This is a genomic window from Streptomyces fragilis (genome assembly GCF_003112515.1).
Classification (GTDB): Bacteria; Actinomycetota; Actinomycetes; order Streptomycetales; family Streptomycetaceae; genus Streptomyces; species Streptomyces fragilis.
The window spans coordinates 396,458-420,204 of record NZ_BEVZ01000005.1 but is presented as its reverse complement, the minus strand read 5'-3'; the positions used below and the strand labels follow the sequence as shown (position 1 = coordinate 420,204).

Genomic DNA, 23,747 nt, shown 5'->3' with positions numbered 1-23,747 from the left:
TGGCCGAGCCGGCCGCACGTACTGCGGGCGGGCCCCGGAGGATTGTCGTGAGCGACACACAGACCCTGATCGATAGCCGTCCGCCGAGTGTGGCGAACCTGTTCCTGGAGCGCGTGGAGGCGACGCCCGACACCGAGGCGTACCGCTACCCGGTGCCGTCCTCCGGGCAGGGCCCCGACGAGTGGAAGTCGCTCAGCTGGAAGCAGTCCGCCGACCGCGTGTTCGCCATCGCGGCGGGCCTGATCGACCTGGGCGTGGCCCCGGAGGAGCGGGTGGCGCTGGCGGCGTCGACCCGGGTCGAGTGGATCCTCGCCGACCTCGGCATCCTCTGTGCGGGCGCGGCCACCACGACGGTCTACCCCTCGACCAACGCCGAGGAGTCGGCGTTCATCCTCTCCGACTCCGGCAGCAGGGTGCTGATCGCCGAGGACGCCTCGCAGGTCGCCAAGGCGCTGGAGAAGAGGGACGAGCTGCCCTCGCTCACCCACATCGTGGTGGTCGACCCGGCGGGCGTGGAGACGAACGACACCGTCCTGACCCTGGAGGAGCTCGAGCGGCGCGGCGCGGCCCGTCTGGAGAAGTCCCCCGAGCTGGTCAAGGAGCGGGTCTCCGCGATCACCAAGGACCAGCTGGCCACGCTGATCTACACCTCCGGCACCACCGGCCGCCCCAAGGGCGTGCGCCTGCCGCACGACTGCTGGGCGTACATGGCGAAGGCGATCTCCGCCACCGGCCTGGTCTCCACGGAGGACGTGCAGTACCTGTGGCTGCCGCTGGCGCACGTCTTCGGCAAGGTGCTGCTGTCCAGCCAGATCGAGGTCGGTCACGTCACCGCGGTCGACGGCCGGGTCGACAAGATCATCGAGAACCTGCCGGTGGTGCGGCCGACCTACATGGCGGCCGTCCCCCGCATCTTCGAGAAGGTCTACAACGGCGTGGCCGCCAAGGCCCGCGCGGGCGGCGGCGCCAAGTACAAGATCTTCCAGTGGGCGGCCGGGATCGCCCGCGAGTACGGCAAGGTCACCCAGGAGAACTACCGCCGCACCGGCAACGCGACCGCCCCGTTCGGCCTCTCCCTCAAGCACGAGCTCGCCGACCTGCTGGTCTACAAGAAGATCCGCGAGGCCTTCGGCGGCAACCTGCGCGCCTGCATCTCCGGCTCGGCGGCGCTCGCCCCGGAGATCGGCTACTTCTTCTCCGGCGCCGGCGTGCACATCCTGGAGGGTTACGGCCTCACCGAGTCCTCCGCGGCCTCCTTCGTGAACCCGGGCGAGGCCTACCGCACCGGCACGGTGGGCAAGCCGCTGCCCGGCACCGAGGTGCGCATCGCCGACGACGGCGAGATCCTGCTGCGCGGCCCGGGCATCATGCAGGGCTACCACAACCTGCCGGACAAGACCGCCGAGGTCCTGGAGGAGGACGGCTGGTTCCACACCGGCGACATCGGCGAGCTGTCCACCGACGGGTACCTGCGGATCACCGACCGCAAGAAGGACCTGATCAAGACTTCGGGCGGCAAGTACGTCGCCCCGGCCGAGATCGAGGGCCAGTTCAAGGCGATCTGCCCGTACGTCTCCAACATCCTGGTCCACGGCGCCTCGCGGAACTACTGCACGGCGCTGATCGCCCTGGAGGAGGCCGCCCTGATGGGCTGGGCCGCGGAGAACGGGCTGGCCGGCAAGTCCTACGCGGAGGTCGTCGCCGCGCCGGAGACCGTCGCCATGGTCGAGGGCTACGTCAAGCAGCTCAACGCGGGCCTGCAGCGCTGGCAGACCGTCAAGCAGTTCCGGCTCCTGCCGCGTGACCTCGACGTGGAGCACGGCGAGATCACCCCGAGCCTGAAGCTGAAGCGCCCGGTGGTGGAGCGGGAGTACGCGCACCTCATCGAGGAGATGTACGAGGGCGCGCGCGAGGCGTGACGCACGTGACGCGCGAACGGCGGCGGGCCACCGGGATCTCCTCCCGGTGGCCCGCCGCCGTTCGCGTCGCAGTGGCCCGCCGCCGTTTCCGCCCTGTCGGCCCACGACCGGCCGGGCCGGCGCTACGGCCGGGGACCCTGCGGCCGCGCCGCGCGGGCGATGACGCGCACCGCCTTCTCCAGGGCGTACGCCGGATCGTCCCCCGCCCCCTTCACGGCGGCGTCCGCCTCGGCGACGGCGCGCAGCGCCACCGACACCCCGTCCTGGGACCAGGTCCGGGCCTGCCGCTTCACCACGTCGACCTTCCACGGCGGCATGCCCAGTTCCCGCGCGAGGTCGTTCGGGCGGGCGCCGCGCGGAGCGCCGAGGAACCGCCCGATGCCCCGCACGCCCTGGGCCAGCGCGCTGGTGATGAGCACGGGCGCGACGCCGGTGGACAGCGACCACCGCAGCGCCTCCAGCGCCTCGGCGGCCCGCCCCTCGACGGCGCGGTCGGCCACGGTGAAGCTGGAGGCCTCGGCGCGGCCCGTGTAGTAGCGGCCCACGACCTCCTCGTCCACGGGGCCGTCGATGTCGGCGACCAGCTGGGAGACGGCGGAGGCCAGCTCCCGCAGGTCGCTGCCGAGCGCGTCGACCAACGCCTGGCATGCCTCGGGGGTGGCGGAGCGCCCGGCGGCGCGGAACTCACCACGGACGAAGGAGAGCCGGTCGGCCGCCTTGGTCATCTTGGGGCAGGCGACCTCGCGGGCCCCCGCCTTGCGGGCCGCGTCGAGCAGGCCCTTGCCCTTGGCGCCGCCCGCGTGGACCAGCACCAGGGTGATCTCCTCGGCGGGCGAGGAGATGTACGCCTTGACGTCCTTGACGGTGTCCGCGGACAGGTCCTGGGAGTTGCGGACCACCACGACCTTGCGCTCGGCGAACAGCGAAGGGCTGGTCAGCTCGGCGAGGGTGCCGGGCTGGAGCTGGTCCGGGGTGAGGTCGCGGACGTCGGTGTCCTCGTCGGCGGCGCGGGCCGCGGCGACCACCTCCCGCACGGCGCGGTCGAGGAGGAGATCCTCCTGGCCCACGGCCAGGGTGACCGGCGCGAGGAGATCGTTGTGAGCTGTTTTCCTGGCCATCGGCTCCAGCATCCCACGCGCCGCCGACAGCCCGGGCCGGGCGGCCGTGGCCGCCCGTCCGGTCAGGGTTCCTCGCGCCAGCCGTCCCACTCGGCGGCGAACTCGTCGAGGGCGGCGGGGTCCAGCTCCTCGTTCTCGTCGGCCAGCACGAGCAGCCACTGGGCGTCCTCGGCGTCGTCCTCGCCGGCCAGGGCATCCCGCACCATGCGCGGTTCCTCGTCGACCCCGAAGCGGTCGACGAGGGCCTCGGCCGCCTCCTGTGCCGCGTCACGGTCGGGCAGCACCAGCACGTGTCTCACATCGCTCACACGGACATTTTGCGACATGCCCCGCCGCCCCCCGCTCCCGCCCCCGGCCCTGGCGCGGCCCCGCTCCGCGCCCGGCCCGGCTCCGCGCCCGCGACTCAGCCCTTGGGGACGACCTGGATGTCCATCTCGATCCGGATGCTCGGGCCGACCGCCGCGATGCCCCGGGCCAGCATGGCCTGCCAGGTGATCGTGAAGTCGTCCCGGTGCAGCTCGGTGGTGGCCCGGCAGGCGGCCCGGGTCTCGCCCTCCACCCCGGTCCCGACGCCCAGGTACTCGGTGTCGAGGGTGACGGTGCGGGTGACGCCGTGCAGCGACAGGGCCCCGGTCACGTGCCACCGGGAACCGCCCCGGTGGACGAACCGGTCGCTGTAGAACTCCATCGTCGGGTAGTTGGCCACGTCCAGGAAGTCCGCCGAACGCAGGTGGTCGTCGCGCATCCGCACCGCGGTGTTGATGGAGGCCGCGTTGATCACGACGTGCATGGCCGACGTGTCCATGGTCTCGCCGATCCGCAGCGCTCCGGCGAAGGAGTCGAAGCGGCCGTGCACCCGCGCCAGACCGATGTGGCGGGCGGTGAAGGCGATCGTGCTGTGCCCCGGGTCCAGCTCCCATTCGCCGGGGTGCGGCAGCTCGGGGGGCGGGGCCACCTCGAGCCGGATGTCGCCCAGCGCGGCGAGCTGGTCCTCGAGCACCCGCACCGTCGACCGGTGGGGCAGGAACCCCTCGGCGGACACGGCGACCCGGTATTCGCCCGGCGGTACCGCGGCGAGGAAGCTTCCGAAGGGGTCGGTGCCGCCGCCCACCGCCTTGCGGCCGAGCGCGTCGGTGAGGGTGAACTCGGCGCCGGCGATCACGTCGTTGACCGGGTCGATCACCCGGCCGACCACGACGCCGGCCCGGGAGGGTATGCGCAGGGCGGACAGGACGCCGGTGCCGGTCGTCCGGTGGGTCCTGCCGGTCAGCCAGCGGATCATGGGCGTCGGCCTCTCTGCGCTGCGGGGCGGGTGCTTCTCGGTAACATGCGGTTCCTCCTGTGGTGGTCGGGCTGGTGCCGATCGGGTCGGTGCCGGTGCCGATCGGGTCGGTGCTGGTCGGAGGACTCCCGCGGATGGCGCGGGGACCTCGGTCCGGATCCGAGGTCAGCCGGGTCCGGACGTGGCGGTGCGGAGGGCGCCCTTCCCGCCGACGACCGCCAGCGCCCCGTCCCGGTCGGTCCGCAGCACCAGGGCTCCGCGGGCACGCAACGCCGCCACGGTGGACGGCGCGGGATGCCCGTAGGAGTTGTCCCGGCCGCAGCTGATCAGGGCCAGGCGCGGCGTCAGACGGCTCATCAGTCCGGCGTCCTGATGCGGTGATCCGTGGTGGGCGACCTTGAGGACGTCCACCCCGCCCCCTCCGGCGAGGAGGGGCGAGTCGGCCAGTGCGCGCTGGGCCGGGGGTTCCAGGTCCCCGAGCAGCAGCAGTCGCAGGCCGGCGGTCCGCACCAGCAGGGTGACGCTGGCGTCGTTCGGGGTGAGCGCCCCGGAGTCCGCCGCCAAGGGGTGGGGGGCGGCCGCGGGCCAGACTACTCGCCACCTGAGCCGGCCCGTATGCCGTTCCTGACCCGCGACCGCCTGTGTGACGGGGATCGCAGCCCGGCCGGCGGTCCGGTGGACGAAGGCCGCCTGGTCGACGGGGTCCGGGAGCCCGGTGACCGCGATCTCCCCCACCGCACGGCCGCGCAGCACCCCCGGGAGGCCCGCCACGTGGTCGGCGTGGAAGTGGGTGAGCACCACCAGCGGGATCCGCCGCACGCCGAGCGTCCGCAGGCACCGGTCGACCGGTTCGGGCTCCGGGCCCGCGTCGACCACCACGGCGTCGCCGGCGCCGGCGTTCAGGACCAGGGCGTCGCCCTGCCCGACGTCGCAGACCACCATCCGCCAGTGCGGCGGCGGCCATCCGGTGACCAGGCGGGTCACCTGGGGCGGCCGCAGCACCGCGAGCACCAGCAGCAGACCGCACCCCGCGCACAGCAGCGGGCGTCCGGGCAGCCGGCGTGCCACCGGCAGCAGGGCCAGGGTGACGGCGGCCAGCAGCGCGGCACCGCCCCAGCCGTCGGGCCAGTCCACCCCGGCGCCCGGCAGCCCCGCCCCGGCCCGCGCCACGTCCACCACCCACCCGGCGGGCCACCCCGCGCACCGGGCCAGCAGCCGCGCCACCGGTATCGCGAACGGCGCGGTGAGCAGCGTGGCGAAGCCGAGGACGGTGGCGGGGGCGATCGCGAACTCGGAGAGCAGGTTGCAGGGCACCGCGACCAGGCTGACCCGCCCGGAGAACACCACGACCACCGGGGCGCACACCGCCTGGGCGGCGGCGGCCGCGCCGAGCGCCTCGGCGAGCCGGGGCGGGACGCCGCGGCGGCGCAGCGCCCGGCTCCAGCGGGGGGCTAGGAGCAGCAGCGAGCCGGTGGCCAGCACGGACAGCAGGAAGCCCGGGCTGCGGGCGAGCCAGGGGTCGTACAGCACCAGCAGCAGCACGGCCGCGGCCAGCGCCGGGACCATCGCCCTGCGCCGCCCCGTCGCCAGGGCGAGCAGCACCACCGCCCCGCAGGCGGCGGCCCGCAGCACGCTGGGGTCGGGACGGCAGACCACGACGAACCCGAGGGTGAGCGCGCCGCCGAGGACGGCGGTGGACCGCAGGGTGAGGCCCAGCCGGGGCGCCAGTCCACGGCGTTCGGCGCGCTGGGCGGTACCGGGCGGACCGAGCAACAGGGCCAGCAGGATGGTCAGGTTGGAGCCGCTGACGGCGAGGACGTGGGCGAGGTCGGTCTCCTGGAAGGCGTGGTCGAGCTCCGGGGTGATGCGGGAGGTGTCCCCGACGACCAGACCCGGCAGCAGGGCGCGGGCGTCCGGTTCGAGACCGTCGGTCGCCTCCCGGAGCCCGGCCCGCAGGCGGCCGGCGGTCCGCTGGGCCCGGTCGGGGCCGGCGACCACGCGCGGGGCGCGACCGCCGCGGCTCTTGAGCACCGCCGCGAACCGGTCGCCGCCGGAGCGGGCGGGTGCCAGGCGCCCGGTGACGGACAGGCGGGTGGACGGCAGCAGGGCGAGCCACCGGGTGCGCGCCTCACCCGGGTCGGCGATCAGCAGCACGGGGGTGTGCAGGGCCGCCTGCCCCGACGGCCCGTCCAGGCGGCGGATCTCCGCGTCGACGAGGACGGTGGGAGGCGTCGAGCGGTCCCCGGTCACCCGGGGGCGGGCGAGGCGCGGGTCGGAGGTGAGCAGCACTTCGGCGGTCACGGTGGCCTCGCGGGCAGCGAGGGCCGGGACGGGGCCGCTGCGCAGTTGCGCGCCGTGCAGCCCCGCGGAGGCGGCGGCCCCGGCCGCGCAGAGCAGCACCGCCGCCAGCGTCACCCGCGGGCCGGACCGCGTGGGCGGCTGCCCCGTGCGCGTGGCCGGGGCCTGCCCGAACCCCGTGGCCGACGCCTGCCCGGACCCCGTGGCCGGCGCCTGCCCGCACCCCGTGGCCGGCGCCTGCCCGGACCGCGTGGCCCGCGACTGTCCGGACCGCGTGGCCCGCGACTGTCCGGACCGCGTGGCCCGCGACTGTCCGGACCGCGTGGCCCGCGACTGTCCGGACCGCGTGGCCCGCGCCTGCGCGGTCCGCGCGGCCGACGACGGCGCGGACCGCGGCGCGGCGGTCCGAGGGCTGCCCCGGGTGCGGAGCAGGGTCAGGGCGGTCACCAGTCCGGCCAGGGCGACCGCCGCGGCGACCGCCGTCGGCGCGGGCAGGGTGACGGCGGCGGTCCCCCAGGCGGCCAGTGCCGGGCCGACCAGCCGGAGGTCCACGGGGCCCTCCTGCCGCGGGTGGGAGGCGCCCCGGGGTCCGGCCTCGGCGTGGGCGGGGGCGCGGTCCGCCGCCCGGACCGTGCCGGTCATGGCCTCACCAGGTCCCGCAGGTCGGCGAAGCGCCGGTCGCCGATGCCGTTGACCTCGCGCAGTTCCTCCACGGAGCGGAACCCGCCGGAGCCGGCGCGGTGGTCGACGATGTGCTGGGCCAGTACGGGACCCACCCCGGGCAGCGCGTCCAGCTGCTCCACGGTGGCGGTGTTCAGCGACACGGGGGCGGTGGGACCGCCGGCTCCCGCGGCGGGGCCCGGGCCAGCGGCGGGCGGCGCGGCCCCCGGTGGCGGGTCGACCCCGACCAGCAGCTGCTCGCCGTCGACCAAGAACCGGGCCCGGTTCAGCCCGTCGGTGTCCGCTCCCGGCCGCACCCCGCCGGCGGCCCGCAGCGCGTCCGCCACCCGGGATCCGGCCGGCAGGCTGTGCACCCCTGGGTCACGCACCTTGCCCCCGACGTCCACCACGATCGGCGGGGCCGTGGTGGGTCCGGACACTGCGGCGGGCCGGGGCCGGAACGGGCTCGGTTCGGCCCCCGTGACGCTGCCCGGCGCGGCCACCGGCTGTGGCCTGGCCGCCAGGTGGTGCTGGAGGGCGAGGGCCACCGCCAGGGCGAGCAGCGCGGCGAGGGCGACGACGCCCCGCCGGTGCAGCGCACAGGTCGCGCGCAGCCACGGCGGCAGCCGGTCCCGCAGCGCATCCAGCCGGTCGGGGAACGCCCGCCCCGCCTCGGGTCCGGCCTCCCGCGGGGGTTCCGCTGCAGTCGGCACCGGCACCGTCCCGGGAGCCGTCGCGAACAGCGCCGCCGCCCGATGCCGCGTGGCCTCCGCCGCCTCGGGGGCCCGACGGTGCCGCCCCCGTCCGTGACTCCCGCCCGCCACCGCCACGGTCTCGGGGCGGGAGGGCGTAAGCGGCACCACACGCGCACCCGCCGGGCTTCCGGCCGGCGTCCCGTGTGCCACACCGGAGGCCGCCGCCGCCCTCGGGGACGGCGGAACCCTGGGGGCCGCGGGCCCGGCCACCGCCCCGGCCGCCCCGGCCCAGGAGGGCGTGCGCGGCATCGCACGGAGGGCGGCATGCCCTCCCCCGGGTGGCAGCGCGCCATGGGCCGGGTGGGGAGCCCTCCCCGCTCCCGGTTCAGGCGCTGCCCACCAAGGCGTCCGAGGTGCCCCCGCCGCGGGCCCTCCCGCGGGCGCGGCTCCTGACGGCGCGGTCACGATCGCGGGCCCGGGACCGGGACCAGGACCGCGACCAGGCGCGGCGGCTCCCGACCTCCGCTGCGATGGGCGTCGCCCGGGCGGCGGTGAAGTGCCCCGGTCACGGTACGGCGCGGTTCCCGGCCCCGGTGCCGGTCCCCCATCGGTCGGGGCCGACAGGCGTCGCACCGCAGAGTGAACCGAAGGCGCCGAGGGCGCACCCGGACGCGGCACCGCGCGGGCGGCGCGAGGCGCCGCGGAAGCGGTACGCGGCACCGCGGAAGCGGCGCCAGGCACCGGAGAAGCCGGAAAAGCCGGAGAAGAAGGTGACGTGTGGAGTGAGGTTCCCGTGCTCATGGGCCCAGGATCCGCCGATACCGCACATCGCGATGATCAAGGTCGAAACCTGTGGACAACCACCCCGGCTGTGGACAACCCCGTCACCGCGGGGAGATCACCACGGCCAGCAGCCCGGGACCCGTGTGCGCGCCGATGACCGCGCCCACCTCGCTGACGTGCAGGTCGGCGAGGCGCGGAACCCGTGCGCGGAGCCGGTCGGCGAGGGCGAGGGCCCGCTCGGGGGCCGCCAGGTGGTGCACCGCCATGTCGACCTCGGCGGCGCCCGCCCGCTCGGCGGCGATCTCCTCCAGCCGCCCGATGGCCCGGGACGCCGTGCGCACCTTCTCCAGCGGCTCGATCCGCCCGTCGGCCAGCTGCAGCAGCGGCTTGACCGCCAGCGCCGACCCGAAGAAGGCCTGGGCGGCGCCGATGCGGCCGCCGCGCCGCAGGTACTCCAGTGTGTCGACGTACAGGAAGGCCGACGTCGCCTCGGCGCGCTTCTCCGCGGCCGCGACCACCTCGTCGGCGTCGCCGCCCGCCTCCGCCGTCTCGGCGGCCGCCAGGGCGCAGAAGCCCAGCGCCATCGCCACCATCCCGGTGTCGACCACGCGCACCGGCACCGGCGCCTGCCGCGCGGCCAGCACGGCGGCGTCGTAGGTGCCGGAGAACTCGGCGGACAGGTGGAGCGAGACGATCGCCGAGACGCCCGTCTCCGCGATCCGCCGGTAGGTCTCGGCGAAGGTCTCCGGGCTGGGCCGCGAGGTGGTGACCGGAAGCTTCCTGCGCAGCGACTCGGCGAGGGAGCGGGCGGAGATCTCGGTGCCCTCCTCCAGCGCCCGGTTGCCGAGGACCACGGTCAGCGGGACGGAGGTGATGCCGTGCCGGGCCGTCGTCCTGGGCGGCAGGTAGGCCGTGGAATCGGTGACGATCGCGACATGGCGGGACATGGCTTGGAGGTTACCTGCCGTACTCCCCACCCGGCATGCCGCCCCGGTGACACGGCCGTTACGGCGCTCCGGTCGCGATCAGGCCGTGCTCTCGGGACGCGCCTGGGGCTGCTTCTCCCACGGGTTGGGGGTGCGCGGCCGCGACGGGTCGAGCGCGGCCGGGCCGGTCCGCGGGTCGGGAGCCGTCCGGCGGGCGGCCCGCGGATCCGGCGCCGCCTCACGGTCCGGCTTCGGAGCCTGCCTCCGCTCGCGGCCGGCGGAGGGCTCCGGGGCCGCCTCGGGTGCCTCGGCCCGGTCCCAGTGCCGCAGGGCACCGGCCTCGACGTCGATCTGGGCGCTCAGCGTGTCCAGGTCGTCGGCGGCGAACCGGTGCGCCCGGTCCAGGGCGGCCCAGCGCAGGGAGTCGGCGGAGCGCACGATGCGGTCGGTGCGCTCCCGCAGGCCGGGCAGCCGCTCGGCGAGGGTGGCGCGGTCGGGCTCGGACTCCAGCCGCTTGAGGTCGGCGTCCAGCTCGCGGCCGTGGACGCTCAGCCGGTCGAACAAAGCGACCGATTCCGCCAGCGAGCCGTCCTCCGGGGAGGCGGCCTCCAGCGCCTGCTGGGTGGCGCGCAGCGAGGTGCGCAGCTTCAGGCGCAGCTCGGCGACCTCACCCGCCGGCCCGGGACGGCCCAGCGAGCGGGCCCGCAGGGTGGTGTCCTCGACCGTGCGGCGCGCCTGGGTGATGGTGCGGTCCACGCCGCGCCGGGCGGCGCCGACGGCCTTCACCGTGCCCCAGACGGTCAGTGAGACCAGCAGCACGAAGATCACCGCGATCACGGCAAGGATCACATCCACCGCAGTTCCTCCTTCGCGCCCGGCCGGCCGGTGAGGGAGTACGTCCTCCCACCACTCTCCCACGGTAAACGCCAGAGGCAGGCCCCGAGTTCCGTGGAACCCCGGTCCTGCCCCTGATCGTTCCCCGGTTCCGCAGGCCCTGCGTCCCCTAGGGGACCGCTTGCCCGCCCGGGCCCGCTTCATGTCGCACCCGTCACGCCGGGACGATGTTCACCAGCTTCGGAGCGCGGACGATCACCTTGCGCACACCGGCCCCGCCCAGCGCCGCGACCACCTTCTCGTCGGCCAGGGCGATCTTCTCCAGCTCCGCCTCGGAGACGGACGGCGAGACCTCCAGGCGGGCCTTGACCTTGCCCTTGATCTGCACGACGCAGGTCACCGTCTCGTCGACCAGGTAGGCCGGGTCGGCCACCGGGAAGTCCTGGTGGACGACCGAGTCGGTGTGGCCCAGACGGCGCCACAGCTCCTCGGCGATGTGCGGGGCCAGCGGGGCGATCATCAGCACCAGCGGCTCGGCCACCGACCGCGGCAGCGCGCCGCCGGACTTGGTCAGGTGGTTGTTCAGCTCGGTGATCTTGGCGATGGCGGTGTTGAACCGCATGCCCTCCAGGTCCTGCCGGACGCCGTCGACGGCCTTGTGCAGGGCCCGCAGAGTCTCCTCACCGGGCTCGGCGTCGACCACGGTGACCTCGCCGGTCGCCTCGTCGACGACGTTGCGCCACAGCCGCTGCAGCAGGCGGTACTGGCCGACGACCGCGCGGGTGTCCCACGGGCGGGAGACGTCCAGCGGACCCATCGCCATCTCGTACAGGCGCAGGGTGTCGGCGCCGTACTCGGCGCAGATCTCGTCGGGGGTGACGGCGTTCTTCAGCGACTTGCCCATCTTGCCCAGCACCCGGGAGACCTTCTCGCCCTGGTACCAGTAGGCGCCGTCGCGCTCCTCCACCTCGGCGGCCGGCACGGCGATGCCCCGGCTGTCGCGGTAGACGAAGGCCTGGATCATGCCCTGGTTGAACAGCTTGTGGAACGGCTCGGCCGAGGAGACGTGGCCCAGGTCGAACAGGACCTTCGACCAGAAGCGCGCGTACAGCAGGTGCAGCACCGCGTGCTCGGCACCGCCCACGTACAGGTCGACGCCGCCGTGCGGCATGCCCTCGCGCGGACCCATCCAGTACTGCTCGATCGCGGGGTCGACCAGCTTCTCGTCGTTGTGCGGGTCCAGGTAGCGCAGCTCGTACCAGCAGGAGCCGGCCCAGTTGGGCATGGTGTTGGTCTCGCGGCGGTACTTCTTCGGCCCGTCGCCCAGGTCCAGGGTGACGTTGACCCAGTCCTCGTCGCGGGACAGCGGGGTCTCCGGCTGGGTGTCCGCGTCGTCCGGGTCGAAGGTGCGCGGCGAGTAGTCGTCGACCTCCGGCAGCTCCAGCGGCAGCATCGACTCGGGCAGCGGGTGCGCCACGCCGTCCTCGTCGTAGACGATCGGGAAGGGCTCGCCCCAGTACCGCTGGCGGCTGAACAGCCAGTCGCGCAGGCGGTAGTTGACGGTGCCCTCGCCGATGCCCCGCTCCGCCAGCCAGGCGGTGACGCGGGCCTTGGCCTCGACGACGCCCAGGCCGTCCAGGGAGACGTCCTCGCCCGCCGAGTTGATCAGCTTCGCGTCGTAGGAGGCGAAGGCCTCGTCCCAGTCGGCCGGGTCGGTGGACCGGCCGTCGGTGGGCTCGACCACGCAGCGCATGGGCAGCTCGAAGGCGCGGGCGAAGGCGAAGTCGCGGCTGTCGTGGGCCGGCACCGCCATGATGGCGCCGGTGCCGTAGCCCATCAGCACGTAGTCGGCGATGAAGACCGGGATCCGCTCGCCGTTGACCGGGTTGGTGGCGAAGACGCCGGTGAAGACGCCGGTCTTGTCCTTCGCCTCGGCCTGGCGCTCGACGTCCGACTTGGACGCGGCCTGCGCACGGTAGGCGGCGACCGCCTCGGCCGGGGTGGCGTGACCGCCGGTCCAGGCCTCGCGGGTGCCCTCCGGCCAGGCGGCGGGGGTGAACTTCTCCACCAGCGGGTGCTCCGGGGCCAGCACCATGTAGGTGGCACCGAACAGGGTGTCCTGGCGGGTGGTGAAGACGGTGATGGCGTCGGCCTCACCGTCGGCGGAGACGGGGAAGTCGACGCGGGCGCCCTCGGAGCGGCCGATCCAATTGCGCTGCTGCAGCTTGATCGCCTCGGGCCAGTCCAGCCCGTCCAGGTCGTCCAGCAGGCGGTCCGCGTAGGCGGTGATGCGCATGTTCCACTGGCGCAGCTTGGCCTTGAAGACGGGGAAGTTGCCGCGCTCGGAACGGCCGTCGGCGGTGACCTCCTCGTTGGCCAGCACGGTGCCCAGGCCGGGGCACCAGTTGACCGGCGCGTCCGAGGCGTAGGCCAGGCGGTACTCGCTCAGCAGGTCGGCGCGCTCGACTGCGGACAGCTCCGACCAGGCGCGGCCGCCGGGGACCTCGCGCTCACCGCTCTCGAACTGCGCGACCAGCTCGGAGACCGGGCGGGCCTTGCCGGCGTCCGCGTCGTACCAGGAGTTGAAGATCTGCAGGAAGATCCACTGGGTCCAGCGGTAGTACTCCGGGTCGATCGTGGCGAACGACCGGCGCTTGTCGTGCCCCAGGCCCAGGCGGCGCAGCTGCGCCTTCATGTTGGCCATGTTGGCCTCGGTGGAGACCCGCGGGTGGGTGCCGGTCTGTACGGCGAACTGCTCGGCCGGCAGGCCGAACGCGTCGAAGCCCAGGGTGTGCAGGACGTTGTGCCCGGTCATCCGCTGGTGGCGGGCGTAGACGTCGGTGGCGATGTAGCCCAGCGGGTGGCCGACGTGCAGACCCGCACCCGAGGGGTACGGGAACATGTCCATGATGAACTTCTTGGGGCGGGCGGCGACCTCGGGATCGCCCGCCAGGTCGCCGGACGGGTTGGGGGCCTCGTAGGTCCCCTCGGCGTCCCAGAAGTCCTGCCAGCGTGCCTCGATCTCGGCCGCCAGGGCGGCCGTGTAGCGGTGCGGCGCGACCTCCGCCGACTCGGCGGCGGAAGCGGGGTTCGTCTCGCTCATGATCCTCAAAGCTCCTGATCGACGTCGTCTCTGCTTGGCGTGGCCGGGAAATGAAAAAGCCCCTCGCACAGGAGGGGGCGCCGCGCCGATGCCGGCCACGATCTCGTGGTGGCCGGGACTGATCAGCGCGGCTCGCTAAGCAGAAGGCGTACGGCACGCATGGCGTCAGGGTACCGCAGCCCTCACAGACGCTGCGACGGACTTCCGGCCCCCGGGAACGGGCCGGAATCGGACCGGGAACGACGAAGGCGGGCCATCCTTCCGGATGACCCGCCCTCTTCACTGTGGAGCTAAGGAGAATTGAACTCCTGACCTCCTGCATGCCATGCAGGCGCTCTACCAACTGAGCTATAGCCCCTTGCGGTGTGCCGTCCGGGCTTTCCTCTGCGGTTCCCCCGGCGACACAGAGAACATTACATGACCGTGGGGGTCGGACACCAAATCGTTTCCGGTCTGTCCGGATCACCCGGAAAGTCGCGCCCCTCAGGCGGTTTCGAACGAGTAGAAGCGCTTCAGCGTGCACAGCTCGTCGAGCAGCCGGCCGTAGATCGGCTCCCCCTCGAGCTCACGGTAGGTCTCGATGGGGTCGCCTTTTATGATCAGCGCCCTGGCGCACTCCTCGCACCAGTACTGGTACTCCTCGTTGACCGGCTCCATGTCCCGCACGATCGGCGTGCCGCTGCCGCACCAGTCGCACTTTCTGCGGTGTGCCCCCACGCGCCAGCTCCCTCCCGTCGGACCGTGCTCCCCTTCCGGCCGTCCGATTCTGCCACGTGGGCCGGTGGCCGGACGGGGACGACGCCGGGGGCGGCGGGCAGACGGCCATGCTGATACGAAAAGATCCCGCCCTTCCGGACGGGATCCCTTCCCTGCCGCACGCCCCGGTAGACCTTCTTCACCGTGGTCCAGGTCGACGAACCGACGGCTCGTAAAACGAAGATCCCGCCCGGTCTCTCGACCGGACGGGATCCTCCGACTGTGGAGCTAAGGAGAATTGAACTCCTGACCTCCTGCATGCCATGCAGGCGCTCTACCAACTGAGCTATAGCCCCTTGCTGTTCTCTCCGCCGCTCGGCGGGGCGAACGAGTAGAACTCTAGCCTGTGACCAGCCGAAAAGTGAAATCGGCCGGTCCCGGGCCCCGGCCGGGGCCCGGGGAGGCGGTCAGGTGTCGTCGCCGAGCACCGGCTCCGGCAGGGAGCCCGCGTTGTGCTCGAGCAGACGCCAGCCGCGGGCGCCCTCGCCCAGCACCGACCAGGAGCAGTTGGACAGGCCGCCCAGGCCCTCCCAGAGGTGGGCGTCCAGGCCCAGCAGCCGGCCGATGGTGGTGCGGATCGTGCCGCCGTGGCTGACGACGACCAGGGTGCCGCCGGCCGGGAGCTTGTCGGCGTGCCGCAGCACGACCGGGGCTGCGCGGTCGGCCACCTCGGTCTCCAGCTCGCCGCCGCCGCGCCGGACGGGCTCGCCCCGCTTCCACGCCAGGTACTCCTCACCGTGCCGGGCGAGGATCTCGTCGTGGGTCAGGCCCTGCCAGACGCCCGCGTAGGTCTCCCGCAGGCCCTCCTCCTGGACGACGTCCAGGCCTGTCAGCGCGGCCAGCTCGGAGGCGGTGTCCACCGCGCGCCGCAGGTCGGAGGCGACGATCGCGTCCGGCGCCAGCCCGGCGAGCAGCCTGGCGGCGCGCCTGGCCTGGGCGCGGCCGGTGTCGGTGAGGTCGACGTCCGTGGTGCCCTGGAAGCGGCGCTCCAGGTTCCACGAGGTCTGGCCGTGCCGCCACAGGATCAGGCGCCGGCCGCGGCCGGTCCTGCCCGCGGCGGTCTCTCCCCCGCCCGCCGTCACCAGAGGTCACCGTCGTCGTCGATGCCGGCCTCCTCCTGCGCGGCCTTCGCCTTGGCGTGCTCCTCGCCCTTGCCGCGGGTCGCCTTGGCGTCCTCCGGGAGGTCCAGCTCGGGGCAGTCCTTCCACAGCCGCTCCAGGGCGTAGAAGACGCGCTCCTCGCTGTGCTGGACGTGCACGACGATGTCGACGTAGTCGAGCAGGATCCAGCGGGCGTCGCGGTCGCCCTCACGGCGCACCGGCTTGGCGCCGAGCTCCTTGTTCAGCCGCTCCTCGATCTCGTCGACGATCGACTTGACCTGGCGGTCGTTGGGCGCGGAGGCGAGCAGGAAGGCATCCGTGATCGACAGCACGTCGCTGACGTCGTAGGCGATGATGTCGTGCGCGAGCTTGTCTGCCGCGGCCTGCGCGGCGGTGGTGATGAGCTCGATGGATCGGTCGGTGGCGGTCACTGCCTGACTTTCCGTCGTCGGACTTCTACCCGTCCAGGGTCTCACGGACCGCCCACGCCTCCCCACGGATCACCACGAGGCCATGGCCACACCACCCGTGCCACACGTCCGCCCGGGTCCGCCGCCCGTCGCGGACCGCCGACCGCCGCCGCCACCGCTGTCGCCCCCGCAGCCACCGCCGCTGCCGCTGCCGCTGCCGCCGCCGCGAACGGCCGGAGCCGGCCCCGCGGTGCTGCGGGGCCGGCTCCGTGCGACAACACGGCCGCGGGTCAGGAGGCCGGCGCGTAGTCCTGGCCCAGCACCACCGTGACATCGGCGTTGGCGGCCGTCTTCCCCTCGACGACGGCCGACTCCGGCAGGCCCAGGGTGCGGGCCACCTCGACCGCCTCGTCCTTGTCCCCGGCTTCGGCGTACCGCACCTCGGAGGTGGCGGCCGTCCCGGCGCTGCCCGCGGCGACGTAGGTGTAACCGCCGTTGACCAGCGCCACGCGGGCCAGGTCGGCCAGCGGGTGCTTCTTGGCGTCGGTCTTGCCGCCGGTGGCGTTGCGCACGCTGACGCGGACGCCGTCGCCCTCCTCCGCGGGACTCTTGGCCTGGCCGCCGAGGATCTTGCCGACGATCTCCTGTCCGGCCTTCTCGCCGAGCGTGCCGTCCGGCTCCACCGGCAGCACCGTGCTGCGGTAGTCGCCGCCCTTGGCGCGGTCGGCGAGCCCGGCGAGGAAGCTGCCGAGGTCCTCGTCGGTCAGCGGCGGCTCGATGATCTGGCCCATCGTCTGCACGGTGCGGGTGGCGCCCTCCTTGTCCGAGGAGAGCTTGCGCAGGACGCCCTGCATCACCTGGCCGAACCGCTCGAGCTGCGCGCTCTGCGGCTCGCCGGCGCCCCGGTAGGTGGCGTACGCGGAGGCCATCCTGCCGCTGAGGGTCTGCTGCTCGCCCTTGTGCACCAGCGGGTCCTCGTCCGGGGCCTTCGGGTCAGGCACGTCGGTGTCGGTGTCCACCTCGATGTGGCCGACCATGTCGACGAGGATCTGGAGGAACGGGGTGTCCAGTCGCCAGGTGCCCTCGATCCGCGTGCCCAGGACGGTGTCCAGGGACTCGCGGGTGCCCGAGGAGCCGTCGTCGCCGACGGACTGGCCGAGCGTGGTGGTGTTGCCGTCCTGGTCGGTCAGGGCCAGCGAGTTGGGCAGCAGCACGGCACTGCCCTGCTCGGTGGTGGCGTTGTCCACCAGCAGCAGGGTGGAGGTGTCCGACCCCTTGGTGCTGTGCAGGTGGACGACGATCACGTCGCGCTTCTGCGCGCCCGCGGCGACGTTCGCGCCCTGGGCGGTGTCCGAGGAGGACAGGAAGGGCAGCTTGCCCGCGTACCAGAGGTAGCCGCCGCCGCAGACCACGACCAGTGCCAGCACCACCAGGACGGCCGTCATCCGGGCGCGGGCGCGGCGCTTGGCCTCCTCGCGGCGCTCGGTGCGGTTCTCGGTGAACTGCAGCCAGTCGATGACGTCCTCGGACTCGCCGTCCTGCTCCTCGACGAAGGCGAACTGCTCGGTGTCGTAGCCCGGTTCCTGGTCGCGGCGCGGGGGCCGGCCGGGAGGTCCCTGCTGGGGGATGCGGGCGGCCTGCTCGGCGACGCCCGGACGGCCCAGGGGCGCGCCGGGGCCGCCGGGGCCGCCGGGGCCGCCGTAGGGCTGCCCGTGCTGCGCCTGCCCCTGCTGTCCCTGCCGGATCTGCTGCCCTGACTGCCCCGACTGCCCGGGCTGCCCGGGCTGCCCCGGCTGTCCAGCCTGCCCCTGCGGTCCAGGCTGCCCCTGCGGTCCAGGCTGCCCCTGCGGTCCGGGGTACCCCTGTTGTCCGGGGTGCGCGCCGGGGCCCGGACGGCCCGGGGCCTGCCGGGGGCCGGGCGGCGGACCGCCGCGGTGACCGCCGTAGGCAGGGCCGGCCGGCGGCACGGGGGCCTGCTGCCCGGTGCCCGGGCCCGCCCCGTAGGCGTCGTACCCGGTCGCGGGCGGCTGCTGCTGCCCGCCGCCGGAGGCGTACGGGTCGTAGCCGTAGCCCTGCGGCTGCTGCTCCTGGCCGCCCTGCCGCGGGGGCGGGTAGCCCTGCGGGCCGGCCTGGCGCGGAGCCTGCCGGTACACGGGCTGTCCGTACTCGTCGTAGCCGACCAGTTCGTACTGGCCGTCCGCGTGTCCCGCGTGTCCCGCGTCGTATCGGTCGTTCACCGGTGCCCCTCTCGGCTCACTCGCCGCGGTACAGCTGGCGCTTGTCGATGTAGCGCACGACTCCGTCCGGCACCAGATACCAGACGGGGGCGCCCTTGGCGACTCTCGCACGGCAGTCCGTGGAGGAGATGGCGAGTGCGGGCACCTCGACGAGCGAGACACCGCCCTCGGGGAGCCCGGGGTCGTGCAGTATGTGTCCCGGTCGCGTCACGCCGATGAAGTGCGCGAGGGAGAAGAGCTCGTCCGCGTCCCGCCAGGTGAGGATCTGGGCGAGCGCGTCCGCGCCCGTGATGAAGAAGAGATCGGTGTCCGGGTTGAGCTCGCGCAGGTCGCGCAGCGTGTCCGTGGTGTAGGTCGGACCGCCGCGGTCGATGTCGATGCGGCTCACCGAGAACTGCGGGTTCTCGGCGGTGGCGATGACCGTCATCAGATAGCGGTCCTCCGCCGGCGTGACCGTCCGGTGGCTCTTCTGCCAGGGCCGGCCGGTGGGCACGAACACGACCTCGTCGAGTCCGAAGGCGGCGGCGACCTCGCTGGCCGCCACCAGGTGCCCGTGGTGGATCGGGTCGAACGTGCCGCCCATCACGCCCAGACGGCGCCGTCTTCCCGTGTCGGCCGGGCCGGCGGCCGGGACGCCGCCCGGACCGGCAGGCATGTCCTGCTCTTCCATGCGTGCAGACCCTACCGGCCCGGTAGCGGAACCTTGACCTCGACCTCTCCCGCCTGCGGGCGGGTCACGGGATCAGCCGTTCCGGTTCACCGGTCGCGGTTGAAGCTCACGGTGATGAAGAGCAGCAGCATGAGGATCACGAAGGCGCCGAGGCCCGGCAGCAGGGGGTTGAGGTTCATGTGGTGGCCGCCCTCGCCGCCTTCGGAGGCGAGGGTGACCAACTGCGCGGCGCTCTGCTGAATGCTCATCTTCGGCTGGACCAATCCGTATGGGCTGGATAAGGACGTCGGCTCATCGTATGCGCCGGTCGGTCGCGGGAACCATCGGCCCCGCCCGCTCGTCCTACCCACAGCAGCACCGGCCGCACCGGCCGGTGGCGTAGGGGTGGGCGACACGGGCGGGGGGCCTGATGCCGGGCGAGGAGAACACCGAGCAGGAGCAGCACACGGCGGCGCGCAGCCGGCGGCGCTTCCCGGGGCTGTCGTCCCGGGCCTACGAGCACCCGGCGGACCGCTCCGCCCTGGTGGCGCTGCGCAAGCTCAGCGGCTTCGACACGGTCTTCAAGGCCCTCAGCGGCCTGATCCCCGAGCGCAGCCTGCGCCTGCTCTTCCTGTCCGACTCCGTCCGGGTGAGCGACGAGCAGTTCCCCCACCTGCACGACATGCTGCGGGACGCCTGCTACATCCTCGACATGCCCAAGGTCCCGGCGATGTACGTGACCCAGGACCCGAAGCCCAACGCGATGTGCGTGGGTCTGGACGAGCCGGTCATCGTGCTGACCACGGGCCTGGTGGAGCTGCTCGACGAGGAGGAGATGCGCGCGGTCGTCGGCCACGAGGCCGGGCACGCGCTCTCCGGCCACGCGGTCTACCGCACGGTGCTGCTCTTCCTCACCACCCTGGCGGTCCGCGTCTCGTGGATCCCGCTGGGCAGCGTCGCGGTGATGGCGATCGTGACGGCGCTGCGCGAGTGGTTCCGCAAGTCCGAGCTGTCCGCGGACCGCGCGGGCCTGCTGGTCGGCCAGGACGTCCACGCGTCGATGCGCGGCCTGATGAAGCTGGCCGGCGGCAACCACCTGCACGAGATGAACGTGGACGCCTTCCTGCGCCAGGCCGAGGAGTACGAGGCGGGCGGCGACCTGCGCGACTCGGTGCTGAAGATCCTCAACGTGCTGCCGCGCTCCCACCCGTTCACCACGGTGCGGGCCGCCGAGCTCAAGCGCTGGTCACAGTCGCGGGACTTCCAGCGGCTGATGGACGGCCACTACCCGCGGCGCGAGGAGGACAAGGACGCCTCGGTGACGGACGCCTTCCGTGAGTCGGCGGCCAGCTACGCGGAGACCGTCCGCACCTCCGCCGACCCGCTGATGAAGCTGGTCGGCGGCGCCACCGACCGCATACGCCGGGGCTTCGGCGGGGAGTGACGCCCGCGGACGCCCACCACCGCCCGACGCTCACCGGGCCGTGGACGCCCACCACCGCCGGTCGGCGGGCCGGGCCCACCCCGGGCCGCGGGCGGGGCGGCGGCCGGGTCAGAGCCTGGGCATGGCCGCCGGGGAGAGCACGCCGCACAGCCCGGACGGACTGGCGGCCCGGTACGGGTCGGTGCCCGGCGGCGCGGCGTCGTCGGCCCGCTGACCGGCCAGCAGCGGCCGCAGCACCTGGTCGGGGTCCCCGGTGCAGGACAGCGGTCCCGCCTGCACGGAGGCGGCGACCACCCGCACCTGCCGCAGCCGCAGGTTGTCCGGGTCGAACCGCATCCGCACCTCGCGCCGCACGGTGAACAGGGAGACCCGCTCCCCCTTCTTCCTCCCCTCGTCGGCGCTGCCCGGCCCCTGGGCCCGGTCGGCGCCGTCCGCCCGGGCGGCGCGGTCGTCGCCGGCCTTGGTCAGGGCGTAGACGAAGACGTGGTCGGCGACCACCTCCAGGGTGGCCGCGCCCCGCTCGACGACCTTGAAGGTGCCGTGCACCCGGATCCCCGGGTCGGCCAGCCGCACCCGGGTGGGGTCGAAGCGGACCAGCCAGCCCAGCGGGGCGGAGGCCTCAGCGGCGGCCTCCCCGGCGTCCGCGGCGGCCTGGCCGGCCTCTGCGGCCGCGCCCTTCGCGGTCTCGCCCATGCTCCGGTCGAACTGGTCGAACTGGTCGGGGTCGAGCAGCACCCGCACCGAGCGGGTGGCGTCCCCCATCAGCACCTTCGGGTCGAGCGACGAGCCGATGACGTAGTCCCGGGCCGCGGCGAGCGCGGCGATGACCTGGCCGTCGGAGAAGTGCTCGGTGCGCCGGGCGGGCGGCATGGTGACGCCCTTCTCCCCGGTCTCGTAGGCGCGTGCCGGGCTCGCCTCGTAGAGCCGGTCGGCGTCGCCGGCGCCCGGCACGGCCTGCGGTGGGGCCAGCGGGACGACGGTGACCCGCACCGGGTCGGCGACCCGCCGGGCGGAGGACGGCAGGTGGGGGGTGCGCACGCCCAGGTAGACGGCGGTGACGAAGGCGATCATGACGAGCAGGGCCAGCACCATGGCCTGCCGGGAGAGACGGCGGATGCCGGTGGGCCGGGTCCGCACCGGCGGCGAGTGGTCGGCGAGACGTTCCTGCGCGCTGTACTCCTGGAGGCGGGCAGCCTTGACGAACGATTCGTCGAAGACGACGGATCGGTACTCGTCATCGCTGCCGCCCGCGGCGCCGTCGGGTGTGCCGTCGGGTGGCTCTCCGGGCCCGCCCATACTTTCAGAGTGGGTTCTGCCGCCTCGCGGTAAACGCCCCCGTCCGGGCCATCTGCCGCTCCCGCCGCCCGCGGCGGGCGGGGGACGGGGCGGTCAGGGTGTGGCGGCGGGGGTGCGCGGGACGGCCTGCGCGGGCGGTCCGGAGTACTCGGCGGAGGCGGACGGTCCGACCGCGGTGTCCGGGGCGGGCGCCGGTGTGGGACGGGTCGAGACGGGCGGCGGGACCTGACCGGTCTGCCCGGCGGCGCCGCGCTGGACGGCGCTGAAGGCCAGCGCGACCATCCCCATCCCCATCACCAGGGCGAGCACCCAGGCGACCGGCCGGTGCCATCTTCCCGGCCGGACGGAACCGCCCGGACGGCCGAACAGTCCCGGCGCGAAGTCGGCCGCCGCCTCGCCCCCGGGCAGTCCCCGACCACCAGGGTCCTGGCCGGTCCGGGCGACGACGTCACGGGTGGAAGCGGCGTCGGGACCGCCGAGAGGGGTGTGGGCGAGGCCCAGGTCGGCGGGGCCGGGGGCCTCGTCGTGCCGGTCCTCCTCGGGACCCGGACCGCCGGCCGGGCGGGCCCGGCGTGCGGCCTCCGCCTCGGAGGCCTCGGCGCGTGCCTGGGCGGCCGCCACCAGGCGCTCGACGGCCGTCGGCTCGTGGACCGGGGCGGCCCGCACGAAGTCCTCGTCGAAGACCACGGGGGCGAACTCCTCGTCCGGCGCCCCGCGGTCCTGGTCGTCGTCAGGTCCTCCGCCGTCAGGGAACGGCGTGCCCCCCACGTCCTCCGCCACCGCTCCAGGGTAGACGTGCCGGGTCAATTTGGGCAGACGGTACGGAAATTCGGCGAAGAACCCGTGACCGTCCGACCCGGCGCGGCGGCGGGTTCCGCGCCGGGGCCGGCGGCGTCAGGGGCGGACGTGCCCGTCCCCGGTGACGATGTACTTGGTGCTGGTCAGCTCCGGGAGCCCCATCGGGCCACGGGCGTGCAGTTTCTGGGTGGAGATGCCGATCTCCGCGCCGAAGCCGAACTGACCGCCGTCGGTGAACCGGGTGGAGGCGTTGACCGCGACGGTGGTGGAGTCGACCAACTGGGTGAAGCGGCGGGCCGCCTGCTGGGAGGTGGTGACGATCGCCTCGGTGTGGCCGGAGCTCCAGCGGCGGATGTGCGCGACGGCCTCGTCCAGCGAGTCGACCACGGCGGCGGCGATGTCGTAGGAGAGGTACTCGGTCTCCCAGTCCTCCTCGGTGGCCTCCACGACGGTGGCCTTGGTGTCCCCGGCCAGCGCGCGCACCCGCTCGTCGCCGTGCACGGTCACCCCGGCCTCCGCGAGGGCGTCCAGGGCGCGCGGCAGGAAGGCCTCCGCGATGTCCCGGTGGACCAGCAGGGTCTCCGCGGCGTTGCAGACGCTGACCCGGTGGGCCTTGGAGTTGAGCAGGATTTCCACGGCCGTGCCGAGGTCCGCCTCCGCGTCCACGTAGACGTGGCAGTTGCCGGTGCCGGTCTCGATCACCGGGACGGTGGACTGCTCGACGACGGTGCGGATCAGCGAGGCCCCGCCGCGCGGGATGAGGACGTCCACCAGGCCGCGGGCGCGCATCAGCTCGTGCGCCGACTCGCGGCTCCCGCCCGGCACCAGCTGCACGGCGTCGGCCGGCAGCCCGGAGGCCTCGACCGCGTCGCGCAGGACCGCCACCAGGGCGGTGTTGGAGGAGTAGGCGGAGGACGAGCCGCGCAGCAGCACCGCGTTGCCCGACTTCAGGCAGAGCGCGGCGGCGTCCACGGTGACGTTGGGGCGGGCCTCGTAGATGATGCCGACCACGCCGAGCGGGACGCGGACCTGGCGCAGGTCGATGCCGTTGGGCAGCGTGGAACCGCGGACGACCTCGCCGACCGGGTCCGGCAGCGCGGCCACGTCGCGCACGTCCGAGGCGATGGCGGCGATGCGCTCCGGGGTGAGCGTCAGCCGGTCGATCACGGACTCGGCGGTGCCGGCCTCGCGGGCGCGCGCCACGTCCTCGGCGTTGGCCTCGACGATCTCCGCGACGCGGGCCTCGAGGGCGTCCGCCACAGCGTGCAGGGCGGCGTCCTTGCGGGAGCGCGGGAGCGGGGCCAGGTCGGCGGAGGCGGTACGGGCGCGGCGGGCCACGTCCCTCACCGTGGGCTCCGTGGCTTCCGTGGACTCCGTGGCGGCTGCGGTCGTCGTGAGCGTGCTCATACCGCGAAGGGTAGCGCCGCGGGGCCGCCCGG

General features: G+C 74.1%; 19 protein-coding genes and 2 tRNA genes. 2 read left to right on the top strand and 19 right to left on the bottom strand.

What is annotated here, in order from left to right:
• The first annotated feature begins 47 nt into the window (after positions 1-47).
• On the top strand, positions 48-1,919 hold the full coding sequence (locus tag Sfr03f_RS20235; protein ID WP_108955364.1) for an AMP-dependent synthetase/ligase: 1,872 nt from the start codon (positions 48-50) through the stop codon (positions 1,917-1,919).
• A 122-nt stretch (positions 1,920-2,041) separates the two neighbouring features.
• Here the strand turns inward: Sfr03f_RS20235 and holA are convergent, their stop codons facing one another.
• From holA to Sfr03f_RS30675, 16 genes are all read right to left on the bottom strand, one after another.
• Complete coding sequence (holA, locus tag Sfr03f_RS20230; RefSeq protein WP_108955504.1) at positions 2,042-3,037, bottom strand: DNA polymerase III subunit delta; 996 nt, start codon at positions 3,035-3,037, stop codon at positions 2,042-2,044.
• Between the two features lie 62 nt (positions 3,038-3,099).
• A complete protein-coding gene (locus Sfr03f_RS20225; protein WP_108955363.1) occupies positions 3,100-3,345 on the bottom strand; it encodes a hypothetical protein in 246 nt (81 codons plus the stop codon).
• Between the two features lie 95 nt (positions 3,346-3,440).
• Entirely contained in the window at positions 3,441-4,319 is an 879-nt protein-coding gene (locus Sfr03f_RS20220) for a YceI family protein (protein WP_108955362.1), read from the bottom strand.
• 165 nt (positions 4,320-4,484) lie between these two features.
• Positions 4,485-7,259, bottom strand: a complete 2,775-nt coding sequence (locus Sfr03f_RS20215) for a ComEC/Rec2 family competence protein (protein ID WP_108955361.1) — start codon at positions 7,257-7,259, stop codon at positions 4,485-4,487.
• The gene (locus Sfr03f_RS20210; protein WP_435841963.1) at positions 7,256-8,281 is read right to left on the bottom strand and encodes a ComEA family DNA-binding protein; all 1,026 of its coding nucleotides are present in this window, start codon (positions 8,279-8,281) and stop codon (positions 7,256-7,258) included. Before Sfr03f_RS20210 ends, Sfr03f_RS20215 begins: the two co-directional genes overlap by 4 nt.
• Positions 8,282-8,856: 575 nt before the next feature.
• Positions 8,857-9,702 (bottom strand): DegV family protein, encoded by an 846-nt coding sequence (locus tag Sfr03f_RS20205; RefSeq protein ID WP_108955360.1) that lies wholly within the window; start codon positions 9,700-9,702, stop codon positions 8,857-8,859.
• A gap of 78 nt (positions 9,703-9,780) precedes the next feature.
• Positions 9,781-10,536, bottom strand: a complete 756-nt coding sequence (locus tag Sfr03f_RS20200; protein ID WP_108955359.1) for a hypothetical protein — start codon at positions 10,534-10,536, stop codon at positions 9,781-9,783.
• Positions 10,537-10,729: 193 nt separating this feature from the next.
• Positions 10,730-13,618: a leucine--tRNA ligase gene (gene leuS, locus Sfr03f_RS20195; RefSeq protein WP_108955358.1), complete on the bottom strand. Its 2,889-nt coding sequence runs from the start codon at positions 13,616-13,618 to the stop codon at positions 10,730-10,732.
• A 285-nt stretch (positions 13,619-13,903) separates the two neighbouring features.
• A tRNA-Ala gene (locus Sfr03f_RS20185) sits at positions 13,904-13,976 on the bottom strand.
• Between the two features lie 125 nt (positions 13,977-14,101).
• Complete coding sequence (locus Sfr03f_RS20180) at positions 14,102-14,335, bottom strand: hypothetical protein (RefSeq protein WP_108955357.1); 234 nt, start codon at positions 14,333-14,335, stop codon at positions 14,102-14,104.
• A gap of 262 nt (positions 14,336-14,597) precedes the next feature.
• Positions 14,598-14,670 (bottom strand) — tRNA-Ala (locus tag Sfr03f_RS20175).
• A 111-nt stretch (positions 14,671-14,781) separates the two neighbouring features.
• Positions 14,782-15,456, bottom strand: coding sequence for a histidine phosphatase family protein (locus Sfr03f_RS20170; RefSeq protein WP_108955356.1), 675 nt, complete (start codon positions 15,454-15,456; stop codon positions 14,782-14,784).
• Positions 15,453-15,905, bottom strand: coding sequence for a ribosome silencing factor (rsfS, locus tag Sfr03f_RS20165; protein ID WP_108955355.1), 453 nt, complete (start codon positions 15,903-15,905; stop codon positions 15,453-15,455). Before rsfS ends, Sfr03f_RS20170 begins: the two co-directional genes overlap by 4 nt.
• Before the next feature lie 269 nt (positions 15,906-16,174).
• Positions 16,175-18,121 (bottom strand): LCP family protein, encoded by a 1,947-nt coding sequence (locus Sfr03f_RS20160; protein WP_108955354.1) that lies wholly within the window; start codon positions 18,119-18,121, stop codon positions 16,175-16,177.
• Between the two features lie 16 nt (positions 18,122-18,137).
• Positions 18,138-18,791: a nicotinate-nucleotide adenylyltransferase gene (nadD, locus tag Sfr03f_RS20155; RefSeq protein WP_108955353.1), complete on the bottom strand. Its 654-nt coding sequence runs from the start codon at positions 18,789-18,791 to the stop codon at positions 18,138-18,140.
• 86 nt (positions 18,792-18,877) lie between these two features.
• Complete coding sequence (locus Sfr03f_RS30675) at positions 18,878-19,039, bottom strand: hypothetical protein (RefSeq protein ID WP_170145120.1); 162 nt, start codon at positions 19,037-19,039, stop codon at positions 18,878-18,880.
• Between the two features lie 161 nt (positions 19,040-19,200).
• On the opposite strand from Sfr03f_RS30675, the gene Sfr03f_RS20150 reads away from it, so the two are divergent.
• Positions 19,201-20,214: a M48 family metallopeptidase gene (locus tag Sfr03f_RS20150; protein WP_108955352.1), complete on the top strand. Its 1,014-nt coding sequence runs from the start codon at positions 19,201-19,203 to the stop codon at positions 20,212-20,214.
• A gap of 108 nt (positions 20,215-20,322) precedes the next feature.
• Here the strand turns inward: Sfr03f_RS20150 and Sfr03f_RS20145 are convergent, their stop codons facing one another.
• From Sfr03f_RS20145 to Sfr03f_RS20135, 3 genes are all read right to left on the bottom strand, one after another.
• On the bottom strand, positions 20,323-21,510 hold the full coding sequence (locus tag Sfr03f_RS20145) for an SCO2583 family membrane protein (RefSeq protein ID WP_108955351.1): 1,188 nt from the start codon (positions 21,508-21,510) through the stop codon (positions 20,323-20,325).
• Between the two features lie 93 nt (positions 21,511-21,603).
• A complete protein-coding gene (locus Sfr03f_RS20140) occupies positions 21,604-22,290 on the bottom strand; it encodes an SCO2584 family spore wall biosynthesis protein (RefSeq protein ID WP_170145119.1) in 687 nt (228 codons plus the stop codon).
• Between the two features lie 114 nt (positions 22,291-22,404).
• Positions 22,405-23,715, bottom strand: a complete 1,311-nt coding sequence (locus Sfr03f_RS20135) for a glutamate-5-semialdehyde dehydrogenase (RefSeq protein ID WP_108955349.1) — start codon at positions 23,713-23,715, stop codon at positions 22,405-22,407.
• Positions 23,716-23,747: the final 32 nt, after the last annotated feature.